Consider the following 1,312-nt stretch of genomic DNA (forward strand, 5'->3'; position numbering starts at 1 on the left):
TGGCGTCAGACCGTCGCCCAGAACGCGGTCAGCATGAGGGCGGCTCGCTTCGGGTCCTCGAGCATCCACCAGTGATCGGAACCCTCCATCACCTGGATCTCCTTGGCCCCGGCGCGTTCGGCGGCCCGGCGGCGCTGGTCGACCGAGCCGACGGCGTGGTCGGCCGTGCCGATGACGGCCAAACCCGGCCGGGTGCCGGCTTTGGGCAGGCTCCGGCCCCGCTCGGCCATCACGGGTTGGGCGGCCGAACGGTACAGCGACAGGATCGCGCGTTCCATGTCGGCGTTCAGGGCCGGGGCCACCTGGTCGGCTGTCGGTGACGGGATGCCTGCCTTCCGCAGCAGGTCGGCCCGGTGAGCGACGGTGCCGGTGAACACTTCCTTGCTGAACGCCTCGCCGACCTCCGGGGTCTGCCAGATCTTGGCCGTCTCGTGCCACTCGTAGTCCGGCTCCAGGACACCGAGCACATCGTTGACCCAGCTGCGGATCAGGCCGGGACGCTCCATCATGACCCAGGCCGCGTGAATGCCGCCGAAGTCGTGGCCCACGAGGTCGACCGGCGCGTCGAACTTTGTCAGCTCACCGATCAACCAGTCCCGGTAGCCGTCGAGATTCGCATCGAATCCCTCCGGCAGTGGTGCGCCGAAGCCGGGCGGACTCAGCAGGACCACGTTCTCGACGCCGAGCGCGGCCAGTTCGCCCACCAGTGGCCGCCAGATCGCCGAGGTCTCCGGAGCGCCATGGACCAACACGCGCGTACGACTCTTGTTGCTGGACATCGCCTGTCCCTTCGGTTCCAGATCATCGTTGAGTTGGTAAGGCCGGTCGGCCCGGATGGCGAGGTTCGAACCGGAGGCCTCACGGTCCCGGGGGCTTTCCGGAATCGCGAGGCCTCTCGGCGTAGCGGTTGAAGCGCTCCCTGTTCAGCTCGACAGCTGGTTGCGCAAGGCGTCGATGTCCCACACGTTGGACATCTGGACGAACTTGCCGTCACGGACCTTGTAGGTCGTGATCTCGTGAACTTCGATCGGCTTGCCGTTGGGGGCCACCCCGAGCCATTCGTTCACCGGGGTGCCGCGGTGGATGGCGTGAGTGCCGATGGTGTCGCCGGCGATGACGGTCCGCACGACCTCCACCTTGAGATCGGGAATGGCATCGGTGATGCTTTCGAAGTTGGCGATTCCTTGCTCGCGCGTCACGGGCTCGCCGTGGTACAGGACGGTGTCGTCCATGAACTCGCCCACGCGGTCCCACTGGTGCGCGTTGATCACTTCGACGTAGCGGCGGTAGAAATCCTGGATGTCGAAATCCG

2 protein-coding genes are annotated in these 1,312 nt (G+C 66.5%); both read right to left on the minus strand.

Translation table 11 applies throughout. The features are described 5' to 3' along the window. Positions 1-5: 5 nt before the first annotated feature. Positions 6-779 carry an alpha/beta fold hydrolase gene (locus KXC43_RS50240; RefSeq protein ID WP_221383426.1) on the minus strand — a complete coding sequence of 258 codons (774 nt, stop codon included), beginning with the start codon at positions 777-779 and terminating at the stop codon, positions 6-8. 144 nt (positions 780-923) lie between these two features. Beyond that, a partial coding sequence (locus tag KXC43_RS50245; protein ID WP_221383427.1) for an ester cyclase occupies positions 924-1,312 on the minus strand: 389 nt, incomplete at its 5' end.

Origin of the sequence: Paractinoplanes polyasparticus, from assembly GCF_019710575.1 — a bacterium.
GTDB classification, from domain to species: Bacteria; Actinomycetota; Actinomycetes; order Mycobacteriales; family Micromonosporaceae; genus Actinoplanes; species Actinoplanes polyasparticus.